Origin of the sequence: Acetobacter oeni (assembly GCF_011516825.1) — a bacterium.
In the GTDB taxonomy this organism is placed as follows: Bacteria; Pseudomonadota; Alphaproteobacteria; order Acetobacterales; family Acetobacteraceae; genus Acetobacter; species Acetobacter oeni.
The window spans coordinates 213,719-231,387 of sequence record NZ_WOTA01000003.1 but is presented as its reverse complement, the minus strand read 5'-3'; the positions used below and the strand labels follow the sequence as shown (position 1 = coordinate 231,387).

Below are 17,669 nucleotides of genomic sequence, written 5' to 3'. Positions count from 1 at the left end.
AAAAACATCCCGCATCTCGTAATCCTGATTACGTCAAACCAGCCAATCGTGACATCATGAAACAGGTCGACGAAATCCTCGATTATGCCAATGACGTCTCACAACCTGACAGCTAGGCACCGCTCTTTATGGAATCACCCCGAACGCGGAGTCTGCCATCCCCCCTCCGGCGTCGGTTACACAGCCTGACATACAAGGCGACCACAGCACCCCGGGTGGCTGTCGTGGCGATTGGATACGTGAACGGGGCTGGCCCGCTATGCAGCCGACAGGGCTGCGCCTGGTCCGGAAGCACGCGCCTGCCGTTTCCGGGGTGTGTCTCGACGCACTCCGTGATCAGAGATATGTCCGATGTACCTGAGCAGATGCTGGCCCTAAATATGCCGGTCGACCTCATTGGCCCGCATTACAGCGTGGACGACGCCGCACGAGCGGCGAGAACCATTGGCTATGAAGTCCTCATATCCCCTGGACACCGTTTTCACCGGGACTACATCACGTCTGAAATCCTTACTGAAAAAACCTTATGAAAATTCTTGTTCCCGGTGCCAGCGTCGCCAGCCCGGTCCCCGGTCTGGAAACCAAGGCGTGTCGTTAGTTAAGTCCGATAACAGTCGAGACGAGTTGCACTGCAACGAGGAAGGTTGATTTCAGCTTGTCGAGTATGTTGCAATGCCCCTGAGCTGCTTCAGTCTGGTGAAAAAATATTCGGTAATATTTCTCTTTTTGTAAAGTGAGAAACGGATTTATCGTGGATTACGGTAGTTTTTCTTTTATGGAATGACTGGTATAATCTGCAGGTATTCAAGAACGTTGATAAATGCGTCAGCGTCATACGCCTTGCCGACGATAAAGGCTTCGAAATCAACTTCATTCGGCAATGGTTTTGCTTTGGTGATGGCTGCCCTTTATACGGCTGTCAGAGACAGAGCGACAGCCTTTCCCGCGGCATCGACAATGGTATAGATTTTTGAAGTCAGCCCTCCGCGGCTGTTAGTGCTTTATTGAGGCAAGGAAGCCGGAATAAGGGGCCTCGTGCTTTAATCGAACAGACCCAGTTGTCCTGCCCCCCACCAGAATGCGCCGATCAGGACGATACCGCCGATAATCACCGGCACAACAATGGACATCACGAAACTACCGGATGTCTGACGTGGCTCCGGTATTCCGGCTGCCCGATCTATACGATCAGCTTCCTCGTCTGCCTCCGCAGACTCGGGGCTCTGGGTTGTCCAGTCTTCTTCGCTCATCCTGTCAGAGTAGCGGGCAGATGGAGAAAAGACCAGCATGTCCGCAGAAAAGAGTGTGAAAAAGAGGTGTTTTTCGGGCTCCGCTGTTTTTGTGCCAGGATCGAAGCATGAAACAGCATAAAGTTATACTTGGAGGTCAGGTTCTGTATCAGGCGGCTCAGCTTTCTCATGCTGAGGTGTTTGCAGCGGCACGACGGGCTGAGGGACAGGACTGTCGGGTCGTGCCGGATGAGACACAGCCACCACAGCGTGAGTTACGTATCAATCCACTCACGGGAAAGCCACGGCGGGGACGCAGGACGCCTTCAGAGTAAAGACATTCAGCCCTGAAATAACGGATGGAAGTGGTATCTTTTCAGAACGGAAACTTAAGGGTTTCAGTGTCTGCCCGCACGCTTTTTCGAGGTCTTCCGAGGCAACCACAGGAATGCGTCCGCTGAAAAGACGGCTCCTGCCGGCAGATGCCACTCTGTCGGGATTTGCAGAGCAAATGCCCTCTATCGCTCCGGCAATCCTGAACGGTCATCCGAAATAGGGTCAGACCCGGCGCAATACCGCAAAATATTTTTGCCGATCTTGCGAAGGATACGCTGTGAGACGAAAAGAAACACGACAGAGCTATGCGCTCATGCTCCTTTTTCCCGGCGAGTATATCCGTTATATACTTCACTCCGGTGGATGAATGAATTGTAGGGTCTATGCCAGCGCATACCGGATCGTCCGGCTTTGGGGTTCTGTTCAGACCTGCTCTGACTGTCATCGCCGTCTCTGTTCTGATTCTCTTTGCCGCGCCGGTCCTTGGACTGCGTGCGCCGATCCCTCTGGATTACAATGAGGGCTGGAACGCCTATGCGGCCATGCGGGCGCTTGGGCTGGGGGGCGGGCCGCTCTATCCTGCGCCGGGAGGGCTGATCGCAAATAACTACCCGCCGCTTTCCTTCTTTGTGACCGGCTGCCTTGGATTGTGGTTCGGCGATATGATTGTTGCGGGGCGTGTCATCGCTCTGCTTTCACTGCTGGCATCCGCAGGTTTAGCGGGCGCCATAGCCCGACATTGCGGAGCCCGGGGGCCGGGGATTGCCACGACCGTTTTGCTGCCACTGCTCTATGTGGGCGCCTTCAGCCATGATTACGTGGCGATGGACGATCCCCAGTGGTTTGGCATCGCGATCATGCTGACTGCCGTGCTGGTTTTTGTTTCAGGATCGCCACGCCCTGGTGACAACTCCGGTCTGACGCCCGGCCGGCTTGTCATTACAGCGGCTCTGATGGTGACGGCAGGCATGGTGAAGCACAATGTTCTGACCTGGCCGTCGGCAGTGACGCTGGAACTCGCGATAGCGGTCATGTCCAGATGGAACAGAGAGAGATTTGGCAACCTGGCAATCTGGCTGGCAAGCGGGGCTGTCTGCGCTGCGCTTGCTGTCGGGGTGTGCGTGCTCCTGTTCGGACCGGTTTTTCTGACGGATATGCTTCATCATCCTCGTGTAATCGATTTTTCGCGGATTCTGGGTGGCGCACGGCGGACTTCAGAGATTCTGGCTCTGGGGCTCGTAGCAATGACTCTTATCGGAAGCAGAGTGCGGGCGCTACATGGGCGTCTGCTGGTTCTGGCTGCCGTATGTTCCATTTTCTGGACGTTAATTCAAAGAGCAGGCGAAGGCGTGGCGATGAACGCCTGGTTTGAGCCGCTGACCGTATTGTCCATTCTGACGGGTGTGGCGCTTTCAGTCGCGGCCCGCCGGGAACCGGATGATGTTGTCAGAGGGCCTGCGCGGCTTGCGTCTCATGCGGGTGCGGGTGGTCTGCTGCTCGTGGCCCTGTTGCCGTTTCTGGTCAGTGCCGGAGTTGTGCTGCCGCGAGCCCTGCATCATGCGGTTCATATCGGGGCAGAGGCACGGGGATGGCGTGCTTTTGTGGATAAGGTGAGACAGCGCCCCGGGTCTGTCGGCTGTTCAATGGCTTCCATCTGTTACTGGGCGGGAAAGGACAACGTGGTCGATGTATTCAACTATACCGAATATGTAGCAACGGGAGGCGATCCAGCGCTGCTCACCCGGCTTCTTTACAGCCACGCGCTCTCCGGATTTGTTCTTCCGGATGATTTCAGGGAGACAGATTCCGATCAGAAAGACAGAGAGCATTTCCGGCAGAAGGAATTGCTGAAGTCAGCCATTGACCATAGTCAGCCGGGGCCGGTGTCCCCTGACGGAAAGCTGCGGCTTTATTTTTTCGGTTTGTAATATAAAGGGGGCACTGTGAGAATGAGGCAAATCCCCTGTTGTTTCCCGTGGCTGGTGAAACTCTGTCCCCTGGAGCTCCGGTGAGAACGCTTGATAGCGTGACGCCCGGTTGCCGAAAAATTTACAGATTTCAGCCCGGGTTAAGGTTGCGTCCGTCTTCGTCAGGCGGGAATCCCATCTGATGTCGTCGATGTTATTATTTATACAGAAAGATATGTCCGGATATGCCTTTGTTGCCTGACGAACCGGCTGCCACAATCATCGGCACCGGAGAGCGCGCCGGTTCTCCTGAGATTACTGTCGTCGTGCCCTGTTACAGAGAGGCAGATAACGTCCGACCTCTGGTCTCAGCGCTGGAGATTGCTCTGGCCGGCAGAGACTGGGAGGTTATTTTCGTTGACGACAATTCTCCGGACGGCACGATTGAAGTCATCCGACAGCTGGCCTGGGCAAACTGGCGGGTTCGCGGAATCAGCCGTATTGGCAGGAGAGGACTTTCCAGCGCTGTCATCGAGGGAGCTCTGGCCTCCTCGGCTCGGTTTATTGCCGTGATGGATGGCGATCTTCAGCATGATCAGACGCGTCTTGGTACCATGGTTGACGTTCTGGCTCAGGATCGCTGCGATATCGTCATTGGCAGCCGTCATGTAGAGGGAGGCGATAATGCAGGTCTGGCCAATGCGTGGCGTCACGCGCTTTCCAATGGCGGGATTCGTCTCGCGCAAATGATGCTGCCGGTTCATGTTGGCGATCCGATGAGCGGATTTTTTGCACTGAGACGTGATCTTTTCGTGCGGACTGCGCCCTGTCTGTCCGGACAGGGGTTCAAGATTCTGATGGATCTCATTTTGTCGGCACCTGAAAAAGTGCGGGTTGAGGAAATCCCCTGCACGTTTCATCCCCGCGCGGCCGGTGAGAGCAAACTTGATGCAGTTGTGCTACTTCAGTTCGTCGACCTCATTCTTGAGAAGCTGTTTCGTGGCTGGCTGCCGCTCCGGTTCATCGGGTTTGCAACGGTCGGTATTACTGGCGTTGGCGTGAATCTGATTGTCATGATGCTGCTGCGCTTCGTCGGGATGGATTTCGGTCCGGCACAGGTGATCAGCACTCTCATCGCAATCACCAGTAATTTCTGGCTGGATAACAAACTGGTTTATAGTGACCGGCGTCTGCGTGGCATGGGTCTGCTGGGTGGTTTCCTTGTCTTTCTTCTGGTTTCCGCCGTAGGGGCCTGGGCGAATATTGGCATTGTTCAGCTTTTTCGCGCGAAAGGTGAAGGTCTGGGACAGGCCAGTGCGGTGGGTGCGATTATCGGCGTGGTCTGGAACTATGCCGTTTCTTCTACTCTGATCTGGAAAACGCGATAATACATCGGAAGCAGTGCGTTGCTGTGGCCGACGCCCATACTGATATATCCGCGCAATAATTATGCCTGAGACGGACTTTCCAGCGGTCGTTCTTTTTTGAGGTTCTGCCCGGAATTTACCGCGCGACTTCTCATTTCGGTTTCAATTTTTTCCAGATATGCATCGGCTTCGGGGCGGGTCATACCGGCAAGCGCTTTGCTTTGCCATTTTTTCGCGCTGGAATGCTCTGACTGCGCGGCACGTCCGATAATATCATTGAACAGTTTCGCAATATTTTTATGAGAAAAATCTGTCTCCGCTTCGATTTCCTTACAGGTTTGCGTGTAACGCTCCGACAGCAGAAAGTATGAAAACAGGTGACATTCGTAACGCTACCGTGGTGGCATAGCGTAGTCCAGTTTATCGGCATCAAGATGTTTTCGAACATCCGTGGCGCGTAAAAGCGTTCGTCTTCCCGCCTTTTCGATAAAGACCCGTCCGTCGCTGATCAGGCGATAAAGTCGCGTACGAGATATATCGAATTTTGTGAGTGTCTCACGGACAGTAAGCATTTCGTGGACGGCCGTGTTTCCAGACATCAGATTACCTACTTTTTTGTGTTGTCGTGAAAACTACACGTCCCTGTTTTGTATTATGGGAACCAGCCGTGAATGCAGGGTGGTCAATCACGGCTTTTCCTTTCCATCAAAAAAGAAGTCTTCATCCAGGGACATGCATGATTATCGCGCGGCGGGACTCCTTACTCTGTCTGACTTCAGTGTTTCTGATCAGGCGCATCAGACCGGCTTCAATTCCGGGCTGATTTATTTTGCGTTCGCAATCAGCGGACAGAGGTCTGAGAAACGCCTTTAAAAATATGTAAGGTAGAATGGATGAGTCAGTATTTTTTTGATGGATGGCTGGGGCTGCTGATTGAGGGTGGGACGGAACTGGTTGCCTCCGGCTATAGTCGGACAGCCGTGCAGTTTGCGGCGCTGAATGGCACACGGGAAACACGTCCTGTTGCACAGCCTATTGTATCGACGGAAACGGCCTGGTCGACGATTTATGAAATTGCATTATTCGAAAGATCTGAAGGCAGCGATCTTCCCGTCCTGCGCTGGCCGGTTTCCCGCTGGACGCTGGGTGGCACCACGAATTCATTCGCTGTGCCGGACACAGATACTCATCTTTTGCTGCAAACACCTGAAGCATGGCCGCCGGGCAGCGTGATTGGCCGAACAGCAGCGGGAGAATCTGTTACTGTAGGAAGTGATGTCAGTTTCGTGCCTGGCATTTCGCAAACGACAGACTGATAGAAAAAGATCGAGGCTACACTTTCAGACAATATATTAAGGCGGGGAGCTATTTAAAGCCGGCCCGCCTTAATATAGAAATAAAAATTATATATTTAATACAATTTCAAATTTACGCTTAATGTTTATTTTATATTGTAATAATTTTCACTATTTCTTGAAATAAAATCATTTCCTGCTTTATGTAAACTCAGCCCCGACAAGGCATGCTTAATGCTTACTTCCCTGAAACTGAACAGAGAGCCAGAGAGCGCTGCAAAACCATTGCACGTGCTTTCAGAATATCCGTTGTTACAATAGGATCAGCTCGCAGATCATGAATTTCGCTTGCGGAGTAAGGTTTTGTACCCGGAGGCGTGCTGGCGCCACCCATTCGGAACACCACGAAATTCAGGACATCGGCGAGTTCCTGATCGTCTCTGATAAGCGACATTGAAACACCAGGCACACGGACGAGATAGCGCCGCCCCTCTTCAGAACAGGTGAAAACACCGACAGTTTCGCGGAGTTGCGGCACGAAACTGGCACCGGAAACACCTTCGATCCCGTGGCAGCCTCCGCAATGGGTCAGATAATTCGTAGTCGCCCGGCCAAGTGTTGCGGCCCGGGATGGAGAAGCTACTTCCAGTATGACAATGACTGCTGAAGACATGATCTTCAGCACATCACGGAGTAGCGAAAATAAGCCCTTTTTCACTTGTCAGGGGATGGGATGCGTTGCATTCAGAGCATTTCGTTCCGCAAGAATATCCGCATTTTTCTTCGGTGCTTTGCGAGCTGTCGCAATATCATCGCTGGTAAAGGCAGGGGCTGGTTTTGTATCCCCCAGAGAGGAGACGTAAGTCAGAATAGCAGCAAGATTGTCGTCACTCTGAGCTTTCAGAGATGGCATGAATCCGGCGTAAGGCGACCCGGCGGCAGTAATTGCGCCGTGCAGGCCAGTCAGGACCACGTCGGCAAGATAGGCCTTACCTTCCGGTGACGACGCAATTTTGTCTACGCGTCCTTTCAGTGGCGGGAATTGTCCGGCCATGCCCGCGCCGGCAGCCTGATGACAGACTGAGCAGTTGGCGTTGTAAAGAGCCAGTCCGTCAGCGGCGCTGGCCGAAGCTGAAAAAAACGAAGCTGTTCCGGCTAGTGCGGCAAGGAGGAAAGAAACTTTCCTGATCATGAGGCATTCCCAACAATTACGGATGTCGAACAGTTATATAGTAGCGCACCTGTACCAAAGCACCAGATGATGTCATTATTCGCCTGTGGCCGGTAACTGGGCTGATCGCCTTCTGTTCCGAGGCAGGGCGGCTGGCTGCAGGCATCCTGACCGCAGCAATCGCGATAGGCCACAAGGTAGGAACGACCGTCGGCGGGATTGAAACATGTGCCGATCCAGGACGTGGGAGACGGACTGGTGCCAGGCGGACAGCTATGCACGCCACCACCACAGGCGGCGCACAGAAATCCGTCAATCGCGCAATATCGCCAGTAATTACAGGCGGTCGGGTCTGTTGTTTGCGCGCTGGCCGCGAAAGGTGTCGGAGCTTTGGGTTTGCTGGCCGGCTTCACCGGAGCGGCGGACGCGCGGCTGACAGGCAGCACCGGGATCAGACTGCCAAGTGTCAGCCAGGCACTGGCGCGACCTGCAAAACTGCGTCGGGAGGAATGGCTGGCCATGAGCCGTGTCAACCGTTCCATTACGCGATCCAACGGGCCTGACGCGACGGCACCCCCGTGTTTTCCTGCACGCTGGCTGGCTGTATCGACCTTGTCAGACTGCAACATGAAGAGGCCCCTCCGTTCGGACCATTTTTGTCGCCATTGGCATGTTAGTAACAGATATTTCGTTTCCGGAACGGGCGCAGGAAGACGTCCGCCCAGGGATACCAGGTGCCCATGTTACAGTCGTTGCGGAAACGGACCCGGACACACTCATTCCCCGGGCGCCAGAGCGAAATAGAGGTCTTCACCGAGATGAGGCATCTGGCGCAGTAATTTTCCGCTCGTTGCATCCCAGATATAGAATGTTCCGCTTCTGTCGGTTGTGAACATCAAAGGGCTGGCATCCTGGGTCACGGCAACCATCGTGCTCGGATGTTGTAACGGGATACGGTGAAGAAGTTTGTGAGTTTTAACATCCAGCTCCCAGATTTCTGTTCCGGCCTGTTTATGAGTCCAGTAAGTCCCCTGGTGCATCAGGACAAAGAGGTGACCCGATGCGTAATGCAGGGCGGAGAGATGCCACCCGCCTGGACGCCACGTTACAACAAACGGTGATTCGGCAGCAGGGGCACGCTTCATGCCGGCGGCTTCCTGGAGGGACCAGTTCGTTTCGATCTTCGTGTCGGCGGACAGGGCAGTGGGATAAACCAGGCCACTATAGGAAATGAACCAGGTTTTTCCGTCCGGACGTCGTGTCGGACTATGCTCGAACACGGGATCTTTTTCGGGATCGAAGAAGGGGGCTGTGTGTGTCACGGTTGCGCGAGTGCCATCAAGAGACACATTGGCAAGACCACCATCCGCACAGATCGAAGTAAAGCCGGCATTGCCCCAGGGATATGTCAGCGCACAACCAGGGATATCGACTGTCTGTGTGACTTTATGACTGACTGTGTCGACAACGTGCACGGCACTGGTTGGAACCATTGAAAACACATAGACGTGCTTCCCGTCATTGCTGATGGAAAGATCATTTTTCTTCGGTGTAACCAGCGCGCGCCCCGGCAACACCTCATCGCTGGTGATGGTCAGGGTTTGCGGATCGTATGCCGGAAGCAGATCAAGCCTGTCGCCCCGGTTTCCACGCGACCAGACCGTTTCGGCAACATAAAAAGCCTTGCCGGCGGGGTCCTGCACGACATTTGCGTTATAGGCAGCCTGCACCATGCCCAGGAGTTTCCCTGCATCGGCATCCACAACATAGACGCGGCCGTCTTTGGCATGCTGTCCGGCTTCATCATGCACCAGAACCCTGTGAGGTGTAACGGGAGCAAGGCGAACGACGTCGCTTTCCTCTTCCTGCAACACCGGATCCGAGGCAAGCGCCCGTTCTGAAACGCTGCCCGCCAGCAGGCCGGTGGCACAGACCGCTGTTGCAAGACGGAAAACCTGTAAAAAACTCATGCTACGGCGTTCCTTAGCGGACGGAGAATGACCTGCATACTTTACCTTTGCCACTTTAGCGGTCGGGATGGCCTTTTCCAGCCTGTCTTAAACCATCCTGACAGCGTTATGAAAGCCAGCGCAGCGAAACCGGTCAGTAATTCATGACGTGTGGATGGCTGAAGGAGCATGGACAGCAGGACACCGCTCAGAAGAATGAGCGCCAGCCAGCCTTTCCATGCGTCCGGGCAGGCCATTTTCAGACGGGCACAGACAATCAGGATATTGTAGCAGATAATAAATGCACCGGTCATTGCGATAAGAAACGAAAATACGATGCCGGGCGTGAGCACGGCAGAAACGGACACGACCAGCGTGGCGGCGGCGCAGGCCAGAATGGCACGGTGGGGTGGGTGTGTTTCCGTTTTCTTATATCCGAGCAGTGCCGGCGCATCACCGCCGAGGGCCATGCCGGATAAGACCCGGGAAGCGGAATAGATGCCGGAATTGAGCGTGGACAGCATCGCGATCAGGATGACGGCGCCCATGATGGTTGCAGCCCCGGGAATTCCATAATTCTGAAGAACAAGCAGGAACGGTGACTGTCCCGGAACGACGGTTATCCATGGAACGAGGCACAGAACCAGCCCTACAGACGCCACATAAAACACCAGAAGACGGATTGCGACAGTGCGCATGATCCGGATGATATTGCCATCAGGGTCATCGGATTCTAATGCCGCGATCGTTGCGATTTCGGTCCCTGTCATAGAAAACACGACTGTTGGGACGGCTGCCAGAAAAGCCATGAATCCGTGTGGCATAAGACCATTGTAACCTGTGAGATTCGCCGCAACCGGTATGGTTCTGCCTGTCAGAAGCAGAGCGCCGATGATGATAAACAGGACGATTGCCACAACTTTTATCATGGCGAACCAGCATTCGAATTCACCATAGCTGCGAACGGACATGAGATTGACGCCAGTCATGACCGCGAGAACAAGAAGCTCTGTGACAGCGTAGGGAAGCGGAATGTAAGGATGCAGAAGTGAAGCGGAGCCAATGACTTCGATGCCGAGTGTCGTGACCCAGACAACCCAGTAGATCCATCCCGCAACGAAGCCGGCCAGTGGACCCAGACTATGGCGGATCTGGAAGATGAATGAGCCTGTTCCCGGCATCTGCATGGCCATGTCACGCAGCATCAGATTAACAAGCAGGACAAGAATACCGCCGAAAATATAGGATAAAATGACGATGGGTCCGGCTGTGGCAATCGCACCGGCAGAGCCGATAAACAGGCCGGCTCCCATAGTTCCGCCGAGAGAGATCATTGTGATATGCCGCTGCTTCAGACCACTCTGACATTTTGAAGCCGGGCTGGATGATAGTGTCGCGGGCTGCTTTACGCCTGACAGGCGCGTCACAGAGTGCTGGCTCCGGGCATAGATGACACCATCGGGAATGTCTGGCGCTCAAGGAGTTCGATAACGGCCCGATGAGCCTGCTCGAAGGCTGCATCCGTATGCGGACTTGCGGCTGCATCCGAATTGGCGATGGCGATTCGTCCGAACGGCTGGCGTGCCGTCACACAGGGGCGGGAAGACGTTTCTGTAAAAACCCAGTCCGCCGGCTCATAAAGGCTGTTGTAGGTGTAGGCGTATCCATGTGGCCAGCGATTGACAGTAATCGCCGCTATATCCCGCTTTTCGTCAAATCCGCCCGGTTCGAGGACGCGCTGCAACTGTGATCGGATTTCCTGCTCGAACTGTTCGAATGTTGTTGCAAGCAAAGCACTACGACCGGCCCGGTGCTGATCACGTTTGGACAGGCCCGGCATTCCGAATGTCCGGATCATTCGTATAACGACGGGATGATCCGGATTCTCCGGGGCATGCAGGCGGCCAAGAGACACGGGCTCTGCGAGTTCAATGCTCTCGAAGAACATTCCGGGGCAGTTGATTTCAGAGACGCCCAGTTTGCGAAAAGACTGCCAGTTTTTCAGGGCGACATTGACATAAACAATGGGGCCTTTTGTGCCGTAAGCCAGAGCTTCCTTCTGTGGCGTGGGGAGTTCGGGAATCAGATAGGGGATGATCATATTCCAGCAGGCCATGACGACCTGCCGTCCACGGACATGATGAATTTTTTGCGGCGTCGCATCTCCTGCCTGCGCGCACAAGACAGAAACCGTGCCTGCCGCTTCCGGTGTTCCGTCATGTGTTACACTGACAGCCAGAGTATTCAGTCTGATGCGGATTTTTTGTCCGGCTTTATCGAGATTTTCATAACGAAATTCAGCAACACCCATATCGTCCTGGGTTTGCGCTGATGTAGCGTCCGGCACTAAATGAGCTACCAGGAGGCGTGCGAGCGTTGCGTTCCCGTCTGGAAAATGAACGGTTTTTTCCGACTCTTTTTGCCGCCCATGCTGGCCTCCCTGAAGATCTGAGAGGAGACCTTCCGGGATATTCCCCAGACCAAGCCCGGAAAAGCCGGGATAACCCATGACCCAGGCAAAAAGTGCCGGCAGAGCATCTGCGCCAACACAAAAAACACCAGATCCGGCCTTCTGAAAAACTCTGGCAGCATCAGGATCTATTTTTGCTATCTTAATAAGGTAATCCAGATAGGAAATTTTCGAGAGGATACTCTTTTTTTCTGCGAGACCATGAGATGCAAGATAATCAGGCTGTTTCTGACTGACGAGACGAATAAGTCCCTGACGCACTTTATCGGATAGCGGGGATGTTGAAAGAGAAGAAGGAGAGAGATAACGCCAGCACTCTTCTCCGGGCACCTTGTCGGCGCGCATCAGGCTATCGTGATTCCAGACTTCATGATTGAAAAACAGAGCTGATTTCAGGCCCATTTTTTCATAGAGATCCTTCATGGGAATATTTTCGCGGCGGTAGGCTGTGAGATCCACGCCTATATCCGCGAGGACCATTTCCGCCCACTGATTGTAGCGTTGCGGGGATTCAATTTCGAGCGTACCTCCGTTCAGCACAAGTTCGTGACCATCAATATTAAAGGCATTGCGTTTTGCATGGCCACCGAAGTCATCGTGGTTTTCCACAATCAGGACTGTGCTTTCAGGCCCGGCGTATTTCCGGAAGAAATGGGCAGAAGCCAGGCCACTCAGACCGCCTCCCACGACGACGAGATCGTAAATCTCGCCGGTATCTTCGATTCTGGCGTTGGAGAGGCTGCCGTCGCGGAGAGCATGGGCGGCCTCAAAAGCTCCAGGATGACTTCCGCGAAGGCCGGTGCGCCAGGGGGGTGACACATCTTCACTCCGGACGCGGGCATCCGCTGTTTCCGGCGCAAGGCTGACGGTGAGAGTGGTTGAAACAAGGAGACCACTGATAAAATCGCGGCGTGATATGCCATATGTCGACTTTAACGGTGCCGGGCGATGACGCTGGTTTTGACATCTCATGTGGATCGGCACCCCTTGCTTACAGATCTGTGTTCCACCCGGAAACAGCCATCATAACCGGTTCTTTTCTCTCCATAACCAGAGCCTCGCCAGAGCCGGAAACAGCCGATTCAGCGAAGAGGAACCTGATTCGTTCTTTCACGCGTCATCAGATTCCTCTTCGCCGGATAATCTTACGGATTCGACGATGCCCCATGCGACTGTCAGATCGAACGGATGACGACCATTTTTCTGAGCGAGATGCCGGCTGAGTTCTGTGGTTCTGCGCTGTTGATCGGCGATTAGAAAGGCCTCCCGGTTTCGTTGTGATAAAGATATGAATAGCGAAACGATACAGCAACAACTTTATTCGTGAAATATTTTCAGGGTTTTATACAGCCAGGATAAAACAGACCTCGCATCACCTGTCGGACAGAAGCAGGCCGCAAAAGAAATCCCGTTCCATGAGATGCCGGCCGCTTTTCCGGCTTACTTCCCTCTATTGGGTTAGCATGGAGATTCCGATATGAATCGCTTCCGGTCCTACATATGCAGGAGTTCATGATGGCTGACGGACGACTTGTTATCGGCACCAGACGTTATTCGTCCTGGTCTATGCGGGGCTGGCTTTCTGTCCGACTGGCGGGGCTGGATGTCACAGAAGACGTTATCCCACTTGCTCAGCACGACACGGCAATGCGGATTGGCGCGGTCTCCCCGAGCGGAAAGGTGCCTTATCTTGAACATTGGAATGTTCGGGTCTGGGACAGTCTGGCTATTGCGGAATACTGCGCTGAGATTGAGCCCTCTCTCTGGCCGTCTGATCCGGTTGCGCGTGGACTTGCCCGTTCGGTTTCGGCGGAAATGCATGCGGGATTTCAGGGGCTGCGAGCAGCGATGCCTATGAATCTTGGTCGCGAAGGCCGGTCTCTCGCTCATGGCACGCCTGATGCGGCAATCAGTGATATCACCAGAATCGATGCTTTATGGAATGAGGCCCGGGATAATTTCGGAGGACATGGCTCATATCTGTTCGGGAGAGAGTTCGGCAATGCGGACGCTGCCTACGCGCCGGTCGTTTCCCGTTTCCTGAGCTACGGTGTTCTGCTTTCGCCAGCAGCACAGCGCTATGCCGAGGCTGTTCGGGCACATCCGCTTGTTGCTGAATGGTACAGAGAGGCTGCGGCTGAGCCGGCATCATGGACCACCGCACGATACGAATCCGTTGACTGACTGTTCAATTGGTTGATTTTCCGGCAGGTCCGGCGGTTACAGTGCTGCCTCCCCGCGAGCGCTTCTCGCCTGAGGAGGCCGGGGCAATTGCATTGCTTGTGCATCGCCTGGCGGAGCCACGGGAGATTGTCATCGGGGCGCCGACGAAGCAGCCGCCGTTCCCAGACACAGATTTCGTGCCGGCGCCGGTTTCCGGAGTTTTCAGAACGCGGTGGCCACGGGGCGCGATATGGCCGCCGTTCGGTGTGCGTTTTGGATCGCTTCGTTATGCCGCGGCAGTCGCAGGTAAGATTGCGGCGCTCACGCCCTCTGTCGTGGAAATTCACAATCGGCCGGAACTGGCCTGGCTCCTTCGGGACAGGTTTCCTGACCTTCCGATGCGCCTTGTTTTGCACAACGACCCGCAGAGTATGCGTCGGGCCGGAACGGTGCGTCAGAGAGAAGAACTGGCGCGCAGGCTTGCAGTGGTTTGTGTTTCGGACTGGGTTCGGAAACGTTATTGCGAAGGTACGAAGCTAAGCCCGGCTGAACTGTTTATTTTGCCGAACTGTCTTGATTTTTCTGTTCTGCCGCCTGCCCTGCCGCCCGGCAAACGCGAGCAGGTTATTCTCTTTGCCGGGCGTATCGTTGCCGATAAAGGCGCGGATGCTTTTGTGACAGCCTGCGCCAGGATACTTCCGGAATTGCCGGGCTGGCGAGCGGAAATGATCGGAGCCGACCGTTTCGGCCCCGATTCTCCGGAAACGCCATTTCTGGCGGCCCTTCGTCCACAAGCCTTCTCGGCTGGCATCGTATTGCGAGGATATCAGCCACACCAGGAGATCATGCTGGCAATGAGCCGGGCGGCCATCACAGTTGTGCCCAGCCGCTGGGCTGAGCCGTTTGGTCTGACCGCACTTGAAGCTATGGCATGCGGCTCGGCGCTGATTGCGTCGCCTCGTGGTGCCCTCACATCGCTGGTCGGAGACGCAGGGATTCTTGCTGAGCCGGACCAGCCATCAGTCCTGGCCGAATCCATCAGGAGACTGGCCACGGATGAACAGCTCCGAGCACATTATTCAGAACTTGGCCGCAGACAGGCCGGAGCGTTTAATCTTGATCTGGCACGAGAAAGACGAAGAGCTGCACCTGCCTTTTGAAAACCGTATAATTCTTCCGGAGGGCAGGTCAAATCCCTGCTCCGCAGCTAAAGCAAATATAACATCTGTTTTGATGGTATTTTATGAAAAACTTATGTTTTTGTTTTATCCATACTGCGAAACAATCATCCAGCCCGGACCACCATCACCGCCATTCTGATAAGTCTCGGTCGGAGCTGCACATGCCCCGGACCCGCCAGCCCCGGAGGAGCCATTGTTTCCAGTCTGCAAAGACCCGGATTCAGCACCTCCTGCAAAACCCAGGGAGTTACCGCCCTTGCCGCCGAAACCGAAGAAATAATCGGACGACATGCCGCTGGCATGACCACTGCTGCCGCCCTCCCCCGTTGAGGCAATGATCACGTTAACGCCTGTCGCTGCCGTAATCTGTGGATATCCACCACCACCTGCTCCGGCAATAATGGCCGGACCTCCGGCAAGAATTGATATGCCGCCTGATCCGCCCCCAAGAGTCAGAAAACTGCCCAGAGACGAATTTGCGCCGTTATTTCCACTCATTGCACCGGACGATGACTGACCGCCCCGACCGCCGGTGCCCAGTACGACCGGTACTGATGCGCCGAATGTAGCGGGTTCGATAATGATTCGTGCATAAGCACCTGCGCCACCGCCGCCGCCAAGGCCGGCTGTCGCTGAACCCGCAGTCGCCGCGCCGCCGCCGCCGCCGCCGCCCGCACAGATTTCGATAACTACAAGTTTACATCGAGAATCAAAAGTCAGCGTGAAACTGCTGCTTCCTCCGGCTGTCGCAGCCGGCCCTGTATTGCAGGATTGTGAGAGGAGATTCCCGGCAGCCCAGCCGGTCACAAACGCTGTGGTCGCGATACGGGTACTGCTGTCCGTCAACGCAGGTGTCGGAGCCTGTGGCGTACCAGTAAAAACCGGTGAATTTTTTGGTGCCAGTTGAGGAATTGGCGGATAAAACAGACTCTGATTATTCAGAGCAATCATGCTCTGTGTAATGACTGTTGCTCCGGCAGGCACGGTGACACACCAGACCGGCACAACACCCGTGGCTGACGCTGTCGCGGATATACTCAGTGTTGCAACAGCAGCACGCAATGTCGGCTGACTTACGCCGTCGTTTGAAACCCCGGATAATGTTTTGGTTGCGTCTGCAGCATCTGCGTAACGTAGCAGAGCAGCCCCCATGTCCGAGAGTGATAATGTGGCGGCAATGTAAAGTGTCTGAGCGGCGGTCGATGTTGTAATCGTGAAAGATGTTGCTGCAGCAGCATATTGTCGCATCACTGCTGCGGAACTGGCTCCAAGCGTTCCATAAGCCGTGGGGTCGGTTTTCGCTGCGGCGACGATCTGTCCGGCAGCGATGTTCACCACCATGTCGCTACCTGAACATGTTGCCGCCAGGCCGCTTGCGTAAGGACCTGTCGTGCCCATGCTCAGGCTGACAGTTTCTCCTATAGCCTGTTCTGTATTGCGCTGGGCGATAAGCGTATCTGTGTCCGCAACGACTTGTCCCGGATAGACGATAACCCGATCCATATTCGTTCCTTACGCTGCCGCAGAGGGTTTGTAGTCAGGGAGCGTCGAAAAATAATTATCGACAGATGCTGATTTAATAAGCGTCTTTCCGCCCAGCTTTACCGCCGAGATACGGCCGTCTGATAAAAGTTTATAACAATATGTCCGACCAATACCATATTCATCGCATACAGATTTAACTGTCAGATATTTTGCTGTATTTTTTTTATTTATTTTCATCTGTTACTTCCGAACAGGAGGACCGTCGTACAGGACGGATCGGCCATGATTAAATATGTCCCTGACAGTCTGTGTGCATATTTTTCGATATTTGTGATTTCATGCAGAAACGGCTGATTGCTACCTGTAGAAATCTGTCCTCTGTATCCCAGGCTCAAAGCCTGTTCATTTCCGGGAAGGCGCCATGATTTACAGGCACCTGTGAAGAATTAATTTCAAAAATAAAACGGAATACATGACCCGTATACGGACTTCGGCGGAAAGGTGTACCGAAGTTTAAGATCATGACGGCGCAGGTCGGACACCCGGGTATACTGCGATTACAGGATCGGCCGCTCTCTCGCGGCGCCGAACAGGACGGCCTGTATTCCACCGAAGAAAACCCGGGAATCGGAATCCCGTCGTATCGCAATCCGATACAATCAATGCTCTCACATATTTCTGTCAGCAATTCATATCACGACAGCTTTCATCATCACATTCAAAGAATGTGTCCTGACTCCGGAAAACAACGACTACTTTCCTGGCAGGAAACCTGCACAGCCATACCCGTGTAAAATTTAGTTGCCCTACCCCTCCCCCCTTGGGTAGGGAGTGTTAAGTGACGCATGATACACATCCCCTTGTGCAACGACGGCTCAAACAGGCCTTCGGACATCTTGCCAGGGTGATGGCGATGGTGGACGCGGGACGGTCATGCTCCGATCTGGCCCAGCAGCTTGAGGCTATTGAGAGCACGATCCGGAATGCGAAGCGTGAGCTGATCCGGGATCATCTGGAGCACTGCATCATTGACGCGATTGCGGACGGGAATATGAGTCGCGAGGACGCGATTCAGGAATTTTCGTTTCTCACGAAATACTTTTGAGCCGTCATTTC

At 54.2% G+C, this 17,669-nt stretch carries 18 protein-coding genes and 1 pseudogene; 9 read left to right on the top strand and 10 right to left on the bottom strand.

Annotated elements, in window-relative coordinates; genetic code table 11:
• A pseudogene (locus GOB90_RS19905) lies at window positions 1-116 on the top strand (IS481 family transposase); the annotation flags it as partial.
• 12 nt (window positions 117-128) lie between these two features.
• On the top strand, window positions 129-530 hold the full coding sequence (locus GOB90_RS03530; protein WP_146884662.1) for an alanine racemase C-terminal domain-containing protein: 402 nt from the start codon (window positions 129-131) through the stop codon (window positions 528-530).
• A 510-nt stretch (window positions 531-1,040) separates the two neighbouring features.
• On the opposite strand, the gene GOB90_RS03525 is transcribed toward GOB90_RS03530, so the two are convergent.
• On the bottom strand, window positions 1,041-1,250 hold the full coding sequence (locus GOB90_RS03525; RefSeq protein WP_146884665.1) for a hypothetical protein: 210 nt from the start codon (window positions 1,248-1,250) through the stop codon (window positions 1,041-1,043).
• A 107-nt stretch (window positions 1,251-1,357) separates the two neighbouring features.
• On the opposite strand from GOB90_RS03525, the gene GOB90_RS03520 reads away from it, so the two are divergent.
• The 3 genes from GOB90_RS03520 (at window position 1,358) to GOB90_RS03510 (ending at window position 4,860) form a co-directional block, all read left to right on the top strand.
• A complete protein-coding gene (locus GOB90_RS03520) occupies window positions 1,358-1,564 on the top strand; it encodes a hypothetical protein (protein WP_146884667.1) in 207 nt (68 codons plus the stop codon).
• 384 nt (window positions 1,565-1,948) lie between these two features.
• A complete protein-coding gene (locus tag GOB90_RS03515; protein WP_146884669.1) occupies window positions 1,949-3,493 on the top strand; it encodes a hypothetical protein in 1,545 nt (514 codons plus the stop codon).
• A 233-nt stretch (window positions 3,494-3,726) separates the two neighbouring features.
• Window positions 3,727-4,860, top strand: a complete 1,134-nt coding sequence (locus tag GOB90_RS03510) for a glycosyltransferase (RefSeq protein ID WP_242011754.1) — start codon at window positions 3,727-3,729, stop codon at window positions 4,858-4,860.
• Between the two features lie 371 nt (window positions 4,861-5,231).
• Here GOB90_RS03510 and GOB90_RS18940 read toward each other — a convergent pair whose 3' ends face one another.
• Complete coding sequence (locus GOB90_RS18940; protein WP_146884673.1) at window positions 5,232-5,438, bottom strand: helix-turn-helix domain-containing protein; 207 nt, start codon at window positions 5,436-5,438, stop codon at window positions 5,232-5,234.
• A 294-nt stretch (window positions 5,439-5,732) separates the two neighbouring features.
• Here GOB90_RS18940 and GOB90_RS03505 point away from each other — a divergent pair, with 294 nt between their 5' ends.
• Window positions 5,733-6,155, top strand: coding sequence for a hypothetical protein (locus tag GOB90_RS03505; protein ID WP_146884675.1), 423 nt, complete (start codon window positions 5,733-5,735; stop codon window positions 6,153-6,155).
• 217 nt (window positions 6,156-6,372) lie between these two features.
• Here GOB90_RS03505 and GOB90_RS03500 read toward each other — a convergent pair whose 3' ends face one another.
• The 6 genes from GOB90_RS03500 to GOB90_RS03475 all read right to left on the bottom strand — a co-directional run bounded on the left by GOB90_RS03500 (window position 6,373) and on the right by GOB90_RS03475 (window position 12,696).
• Window positions 6,373-6,807 (bottom strand): c-type cytochrome, encoded by a 435-nt coding sequence (locus GOB90_RS03500; RefSeq protein WP_242011753.1) that lies wholly within the window; start codon window positions 6,805-6,807, stop codon window positions 6,373-6,375.
• A 48-nt stretch (window positions 6,808-6,855) separates the two neighbouring features.
• Window positions 6,856-7,326, bottom strand: coding sequence for a c-type cytochrome (locus GOB90_RS03495; RefSeq protein WP_173571901.1), 471 nt, complete (start codon window positions 7,324-7,326; stop codon window positions 6,856-6,858).
• Window positions 7,323-7,847, bottom strand: a complete 525-nt coding sequence (locus GOB90_RS03490; RefSeq protein WP_373322035.1) for a methylamine dehydrogenase light chain — start codon at window positions 7,845-7,847, stop codon at window positions 7,323-7,325. Before GOB90_RS03490 ends, GOB90_RS03495 begins: the two co-directional genes overlap by 4 nt.
• Before the next feature lie 234 nt (window positions 7,848-8,081).
• The gene (locus GOB90_RS03485) at window positions 8,082-9,275 is read right to left on the bottom strand and encodes an amine dehydrogenase large subunit (RefSeq protein ID WP_146884679.1); all 1,194 of its coding nucleotides are present in this window, start codon (window positions 9,273-9,275) and stop codon (window positions 8,082-8,084) included.
• 41 nt (window positions 9,276-9,316) lie between these two features.
• Window positions 9,317-10,681, bottom strand: coding sequence for an amino acid permease (locus GOB90_RS03480; protein ID WP_261765825.1), 1,365 nt, complete (start codon window positions 10,679-10,681; stop codon window positions 9,317-9,319).
• A complete protein-coding gene (locus tag GOB90_RS03475; protein WP_146884681.1) occupies window positions 10,678-12,696 on the bottom strand; it encodes an NAD(P)/FAD-dependent oxidoreductase in 2,019 nt (672 codons plus the stop codon). Before GOB90_RS03475 ends, GOB90_RS03480 begins: the two co-directional genes overlap by 4 nt.
• 543 nt (window positions 12,697-13,239) lie before the next feature.
• Between GOB90_RS03475 and GOB90_RS03470 the strand changes: the two genes are divergently transcribed.
• Together GOB90_RS03470 and GOB90_RS03465 are read left to right on the top strand one after the other, a co-directional pair.
• Window positions 13,240-13,908 carry a glutathione S-transferase family protein gene (locus GOB90_RS03470; RefSeq protein WP_146885077.1) on the top strand — a complete coding sequence of 223 codons (669 nt, stop codon included), beginning with the start codon at window positions 13,240-13,242 and terminating at the stop codon, window positions 13,906-13,908.
• Window positions 13,909-13,949: 41 nt separating this feature from the next.
• Complete coding sequence (locus GOB90_RS03465) at window positions 13,950-15,047, top strand: glycosyltransferase family 4 protein (protein WP_261765832.1); 1,098 nt, start codon at window positions 13,950-13,952, stop codon at window positions 15,045-15,047.
• Between the two features lie 105 nt (window positions 15,048-15,152).
• On the opposite strand, the gene GOB90_RS03460 is transcribed toward GOB90_RS03465, so the two are convergent.
• Window positions 15,153-16,571, bottom strand: a complete 1,419-nt coding sequence (locus GOB90_RS03460) for a glycine-rich domain-containing protein (RefSeq protein ID WP_146884683.1) — start codon at window positions 16,569-16,571, stop codon at window positions 15,153-15,155.
• Window positions 16,572-16,580: 9 nt separating this feature from the next.
• Window positions 16,581-16,790: an excisionase family DNA-binding protein gene (locus GOB90_RS03455; RefSeq protein WP_146884685.1), complete on the bottom strand. Its 210-nt coding sequence runs from the start codon at window positions 16,788-16,790 to the stop codon at window positions 16,581-16,583.
• A gap of 601 nt (window positions 16,791-17,391) precedes the next feature.
• Between GOB90_RS03455 and GOB90_RS03450 the strand changes: the two genes are divergently transcribed.
• The gene (locus tag GOB90_RS03450; RefSeq protein WP_146884687.1) at window positions 17,392-17,658 is read left to right on the top strand and encodes a metal-sensing transcriptional repressor; all 267 of its coding nucleotides are present in this window, start codon (window positions 17,392-17,394) and stop codon (window positions 17,656-17,658) included.
• Window positions 17,659-17,669 lie beyond the last annotated feature (11 nt).

Excerpts from the sequence above, each read along its gene's own strand:
- GOB90_RS03530 (WP_146884662.1), top strand. The coding sequence starts at position 129 with ATGGAATCACCCCGAACGCGGAGTCTGCCATCCCCCCTCCGGCGTCGG.
- GOB90_RS03525 (WP_146884665.1), bottom strand. The coding sequence starts at position 1,250 with ATGAGCGAAGAAGACTGGACAACCCAGAGCCCCGAGTCTGCGGAGGCA.
- GOB90_RS03520 (WP_146884667.1), top strand. The coding sequence starts at position 1,358 with ATGAAACAGCATAAAGTTATACTTGGAGGTCAGGTTCTGTATCAGGCG.
- GOB90_RS03515 (WP_146884669.1), top strand. The coding sequence starts at position 1,949 with ATGCCAGCGCATACCGGATCGTCCGGCTTTGGGGTTCTGTTCAGACCT.
- GOB90_RS18940 (WP_146884673.1), bottom strand. The coding sequence starts at position 5,438 with ATGTCTGGAAACACGGCCGTCCACGAAATGCTTACTGTCCGTGAGACA.
- GOB90_RS03505 (WP_146884675.1), top strand. The coding sequence starts at position 5,733 with ATGAGTCAGTATTTTTTTGATGGATGGCTGGGGCTGCTGATTGAGGGT.
- GOB90_RS03500 (WP_242011753.1), bottom strand. The coding sequence starts at position 6,807 with ATGTCTTCAGCAGTCATTGTCATACTGGAAGTAGCTTCTCCATCCCGG.
- GOB90_RS03495 (WP_173571901.1), bottom strand. The coding sequence starts at position 7,326 with ATGATCAGGAAAGTTTCTTTCCTCCTTGCCGCACTAGCCGGAACAGCT.
- GOB90_RS03490 (WP_373322035.1), bottom strand. The coding sequence starts at position 7,847 with ATGGAACGGTTGACACGGCTCATGGCCAGCCATTCCTCCCGACGCAGT.
- GOB90_RS03485 (WP_146884679.1), bottom strand. The coding sequence starts at position 9,275 with ATGAGTTTTTTACAGGTTTTCCGTCTTGCAACAGCGGTCTGTGCCACC.
- GOB90_RS03475 (WP_146884681.1), bottom strand. The coding sequence starts at position 12,696 with ATGAGATGTCAAAACCAGCGTCATCGCCCGGCACCGTTAAAGTCGACA.
- GOB90_RS03470 (WP_146885077.1), top strand. The coding sequence starts at position 13,240 with ATGGCTGACGGACGACTTGTTATCGGCACCAGACGTTATTCGTCCTGG.
- GOB90_RS03460 (WP_146884683.1), bottom strand. The coding sequence starts at position 16,571 with ATGGATCGGGTTATCGTCTATCCGGGACAAGTCGTTGCGGACACAGAT.
- GOB90_RS03455 (WP_146884685.1), bottom strand. The coding sequence starts at position 16,790 with ATGAAAATAAATAAAAAAAATACAGCAAAATATCTGACAGTTAAATCT.